The 4,806-nt window shown below is 70.0% G+C and carries 5 protein-coding genes and 1 pseudogene; 4 read left to right on the top strand and 2 right to left on the bottom strand.

What is annotated here, in order from left to right; translation table 11 throughout:
* From HUU96_RS11415 to HUU96_RS11405, 3 genes and pseudogenes are all read left to right on the top strand, one after another.
* A pseudogene (locus HUU96_RS11415) lies at nt 1-206 on the top strand (hypothetical protein); the annotation flags it as partial.
* 394 nt (nt 207-600) lie between these two features.
* Nucleotides 601-942: an SWIB/MDM2 domain-containing protein gene (locus HUU96_RS11410; protein ID WP_174292917.1), complete on the top strand. Its 342-nt coding sequence runs from the start codon at nt 601-603 to the stop codon at nt 940-942.
* 51 nt (nt 943-993) lie between these two features.
* Complete coding sequence (locus tag HUU96_RS11405) at nt 994-1,371, top strand: STAS/SEC14 domain-containing protein (RefSeq protein WP_174292916.1); 378 nt, start codon at nt 994-996, stop codon at nt 1,369-1,371.
* A gap of 9 nt (nt 1,372-1,380) precedes the next feature.
* On the opposite strand, the gene HUU96_RS11400 is transcribed toward HUU96_RS11405, so the two are convergent.
* Nucleotides 1,381-2,787, bottom strand: a complete 1,407-nt coding sequence (locus HUU96_RS11400) for a mannitol dehydrogenase family protein (protein ID WP_174292915.1) — start codon at nt 2,785-2,787, stop codon at nt 1,381-1,383.
* Nucleotides 2,784-4,196 carry a glucuronate isomerase gene (gene uxaC, locus HUU96_RS11395; RefSeq protein ID WP_174292914.1) on the bottom strand — a complete coding sequence of 471 codons (1,413 nt, stop codon included), beginning with the start codon at nt 4,194-4,196 and terminating at the stop codon, nt 2,784-2,786. Before uxaC ends, HUU96_RS11400 begins: the two co-directional genes overlap by 4 nt.
* Nucleotides 4,197-4,271: 75 nt before the next feature.
* Here uxaC and HUU96_RS11390 point away from each other — a divergent pair.
* Nucleotides 4,272-4,806: sugar kinase (locus HUU96_RS11390; RefSeq protein ID WP_368039768.1), on the top strand; the 535-nt coding region annotated here is incomplete at its 3' end.

The raw sequence follows: 4,806 nt of genomic DNA, 5'->3' as shown, positions 1-4,806 counted from the left end.
TGCGGACCACCAGCCTGACGCGTGCGGTCGCGGTGCAGCCGACCGGCGGCGCGCCGGCCTATATCGCCGCCGCGCTCGCGCCGACCGATCCGCTGCTCGATGCCATGGGGTTCAGCCGCGGCCGGTTCGTGGTGGAGCAGGCGGGACAGGCGCTGGTGATCCCGGCCTGGGCGGAGATCGAGCGGGTCATCGAAGACTGCCGCTGAAAGCGACGAATGTGCGTTGACGATGGGTAAGACAGGCCTTGCATTGCAGCGCCGCATGAATCACATTCGGGCGGTCCAGAGATGGGCACTTGGCTATCAACAAGCGAAAGGAGGTGATCCGATGTCTCATGGTTCAGCAAGGGGGTCGGTTCAGTTCGTTCGGGGGATGCGCCTCTGACAGAGGTCGCATGGTCTCCCGGGCTGGAGCTCTCCGGCCGCTGACCATGTTCGAGGGTCGCCGAGTGCCTTGCGAGGTGCTCGGCGGCCTTTCGCATGTCTGGCGCATCGTGCGGGTGAGGATTGCCGTCGCCAAACCGCTGGTGCGGCTTGCCTTGCCGCCCATCACGCGCATAATGCGGTCATGCCTGCCAGATGGGCAACAGGAGGATGAGCAATGGCACGATCGGCGGTGAAGCGCGGTGAGCAGGAGACGGCGGCTGCGGTCAAGAAGGTCAAGGCGACGGACAAGCCTGCCGGCGGTGCCCGCGGCGGCATCACCGCGCCGGTGACGCCCTCGTCCGATCTGGCCGCGATCGTCGGCAAGGACGACCTGCCGCGCAGCGAGGTGGTCAAGAAGGTCTGGGACTATATCAAGAAGCACGACCTTCAGGACGGCAAGGACCGGCGCCAGATCAACGCCGACGCCAAGCTGGAGAAGATCTTTGGCAAGAAGTCGGCGAGCATGTTCGAGATGAACAAGCATCTCAGTGCTCACCTCAAGGCGGTCAAGGCTTGAGCGGTCCGATCCACGGCCGCTTCAGCTGACTGTCTGCACTCTCGGGTAACGATGACCGGCGTCGAACCCTCCTTCCGGTTCGACGTGGATCACGGCGCGCGCCTGGTCCGGGTCACGTTGCGCGGCCAGCACAAGCTGTCGGACGTCGAGGACCTGACCAAGGCGAGGACGGAGGTGCTGACGGAGACGCACTGGAAGTCCGGCGAGTTCGATTACCTGGCCGATCTGCGGGCGACGGGCGTCCAGCCGATGGACGTCGCCGCAGCGGCCCGGTTCAGCCTGGCGCAGATGCCGATCAAGCCGCGGCGTTTCGCCGTGCTTGCACCCAGCGCGCTGACCAAGATGCAGGTCAGCCGGATCACCGACCATGAGGACCTTCGCTTCTTCACGGACGAAGACGCGGCCCTGGCATGGCTGAACGAGGACTGATGGCAGCGGTCAGGGTGTGAGCTGGACTTGACCGTCGTTCAGCAGGCGAGTGAGCAAGGCCGCGTCCTGCGGGTCCGGTTGCCAGGCGCAGGCCAGCAGGCCGGCGGGGCCGAACAGGGCCGGCACGATCCCTTCGGTGCCGGCCTTCGCCCATAATTGCGCGAGCTGTTGCGCCAGCGGATCGGCGACCGGCGTGCCGGTGCCGCGGACATGGATCATCCAGGCCGCCAACGCCCGCAAGGTCGCGGGCGAGCGGCGGCCCTGCGCCGCGTTGATCGCCAGCGGCTCCAGCCAGCGCTGCGGGATCTTCTGCGACCCATCGGTGGCGATCTGCGCCAGGCGGTGCGGCAGGCCTTCGTTGCGGAAGCGGGCGAGCAGCGCGTCGGCATAGGCGGCGAGGTCCTGGTCCGGCGTCGGCGACAGGCTCGCCGCCGCTTCGTCGCGCATCAGCCGCTCGATCGTCGGGCCGATCGCCGGGTCGGCTACCGCCTGATGCACAAAGGCGTGGCCGGCGAGCAGGCCGAGATAGGCGAGCGCCGAGTGCGCACCGTTCAGCATCCTGAGCTTCGCCGCCTCGAACGGGGCCACGTCGGCGACCAGCTGCGCGCCGTCCAGTTCCCAGCGCGGCCGCGGGCCGGCGAAGCGGTCCTCGATCACCCATTGCCGGAATGGCTCGGTGACGACCGCACCTTCGTCGCGCAGCCCGATCGTCGCCGCAACCCGATCCAGGTCGGCGTCGGTGACGGCGGGCACGATCCGGTCGACCATCGTTCCGGGGCAGGAGCATCTCACCTCGAACCAGCGGCGCAGCGCCGGGTCGACGCGATCCAGCCAGGTGGCGAGGCCGCGCGCCAGCACGCCGCCATTGTCGGCGAGGTTGTCGCAGCTGAGCAGCGTCAGCCCCGGCAATTTATCGGCGCGACGACGGGCGAGACCGTCGGCGAGGTGGTGGTAGAGCGTGCCCCCCGCCGCTGCCACCGCCTCGACATCAAGCGTGCCGTCGGCGCGGCGGTGATAGGCCTTCTCCGTCACCGTCAGCGTCGCCAGATGGACATTGGGCGAGGCGAGCAGTTCGGCGACGCGGTTCGGGGACTGGGGCGCGACCACCAGCTCCCTGATCGCGCCGATCAGCGCAGCGCTCTCGCCGTCGCTGCCGCGCTGGGTGACGGTGTAGAGACCGTCCTGCGGCGCGAGCGCGTCGCGCACGCTCGCCGAGCGCAGCGAGACGCCAGCGATCCCCCAGTCGCGATCGCCCGCCGCCATCGCCGCGTCGGTATAGACGGCCTGATGGGCGCGATGGAACGCGCCGATGCCGAGATGGACGATGCCGACCCGCTGCGCCGCCCAGTCATAGCCCGGTCGGGCGACGCCGGGGCTCAGCCGATCAACGGTGCCCGCGCCGAGCCGTGCGCTCACAACCGATAGGCTCGGCGCGCGAGGCCGACCGCAAGCTCCCCGGCCAGCTCGGCCGCCTCCCACTCCTCCAGCCGGTGCTCGGCGACGAGACGGGCGAGGAAGCCGCAATCGACCCGCCGCGCAACGTCGTGGCGCGCCGGGATCGACAAAAAGGCGCGGGTGTCGTCGTTGAAGCCGACCGTGTTGTAGAAGCCCGCGGTCTCGGTCGTCATCTCGCGATACCGCCGCATCCCCTCGGGCGAGTCGTGGAACCACCAGGCGGGGCCGAGCCGGAGGCAAGGGTAATGGCCGGCGAGCGGTGCCAGCTCGCGGGCATAGGTCGATTCGTCGAGGGTGAAGAGGATCAGCGTGAAGTCGCGCTCGCCGCCGACCACGTCGAGCAGCGGCTTCAGCGCGGCGACATAATCGACCCGCACCGGCAGGTCGGCACCCTTGTCGCGGCCATGGCTGGCGAACAGGGCGGCGTTGTGGTTGCGGAAGGAGCCGGGGTGGAGCTGCATCACCATGCCGTCCTCGACGCTCATCCGCGCCATCTCGGTCAACATCTGCGCGCGGAACAGGTCGGCGTCCGCGGCGGTCCAGCCGGTGCCGGTGACGCGCGAGAACAGCGCCTCGGCCTCGGTGGGCGACAAATTGGCGGTGCGTGCCGACGGATGGCCGTGATCCGTCGCGGTGGCACCGGCGGCGCGGAAGTCGGCGCGGCGGCGGCGATGCGCGGCGAGGTAGCCGCGCCACGACCACACGTCCTCGCCGGTCAGTTCGGCGAAGCGCGCCATCGCGGGGGCGAACCCTTCATGCTCGACGTCGATCACGCCGTCGGGGCGGTAGGTGGTGATGACGCGGCCGCCCCAGCCCGACGCGCGGATCGCGTGGTGCGCCGACAGGTCGGCTTCCGCGCCTTCCGTGGTGGCGAGCAGCTCGATGCCGAACCGGTCGAACAGCGCGCGCGGGCGGAAGGCAGGCGTCGCCAGCTGCTCGCCGATGCGGTCGTAATAATCGTCGGCGGTCGCCGCCTCCAGCCGCACGTCCATGCCGAGCACGGTGGCGAAGGCATGGTCGAGCCACAGCCGCGATGGCGTGCCGCGGAACAGATGATAGTGCGCGGCAAAGGTGCGCCACGCTTCGCGCGGGTCGGTCGCCGGCGGCCCGTCGCGCGAGGGCACCCCTAGCGCCTCCAGCGGCACGCCCTGGCTGTAGAGCATCCGGAACAGGTAATGGTCGGGCGCGAGCAGCAATTCGGTGGCGTTGCGCCACGGCTCGTCAGTCGCGAACCAGCGCGGGTCGGTATGGCCGTGCGGGCTGACGATCGGCAGGGCGGCGATCGAGTCGTACAGCGCGCGCGCGATCGGGCGCTGCACCGGGTCGCTCGGCAGCAGGCGGTCGAGATGAAGGATGAGGGGCTTGGTCACGTCCGCAATCGTAATCCCGCCCGAGTTGCTTTACCAGCGGTGCCGATTGGTCAGGCAAGCGGGAGGCGACAGCGCGTGAAGAGGATCGTGGTGGTGGGCGAGGGCATGATCGAGCTGTCGGGCGGCGCTCCCGCCGGCTGGCGGCTGGGTTTCGGCGGCGACACGCTCAACACCGCCGTCCACCTCGCGCGGCTCGGCGGCGAGGTGGCGTTCATGACGGCGATCGGCGACGATCCGTTCAGCGACGACCTGCGCCGCGCCTGGGCAGGGGAGGGCGTCGACACGGCGCTGGTGCTTACCGACCCGGACCGCCGCGCCGGCCTGTACGCCATCACCAACGATCCCGACGGCGAACGGCACTTCACCTATTGGCGCGGCGAGGCTGCGGCGCGGCGGCTGTTCGCGCTGCCCGGCACCGATGCCGCGCTCGCCCTTGCTGAAGGTGCCGACCTGCTGGTCTTCTCGATGATCTCGCTCGCGATCCTGCCGGCGGCGGGGCGGCGCGCGCTGTTCGACCTTGCCGACCAGGTGCGGGCGCGGGGCGGCCGGGTGGCGTTCGACTCCAACTATCGCCCTGCGCTGTGGCCCGATGCCGACGAGGCGCGCGCCG

It is taken from the genome of Sphingomonas bacterium (assembly GCF_903644135.1).
Lineage (GTDB): Bacteria > Pseudomonadota > Alphaproteobacteria > Sphingomonadales > Sphingomonadaceae > Sphingomonas.
The sequence above is the reverse complement of the archived record's forward strand: the minus strand, read 5'-3'. Positions and strand labels throughout refer to the sequence as shown.

Coding starts and splice junctions, on each gene's coding strand:
- HUU96_RS11410 (WP_174292917.1), top strand. CDS start 601: ATGGCACGATCGGCGGTGAAGCGCGGTGAGCAGGAGACGGCGGCTGCG.
- HUU96_RS11405 (WP_174292916.1), top strand. CDS start 994: ATGACCGGCGTCGAACCCTCCTTCCGGTTCGACGTGGATCACGGCGCG.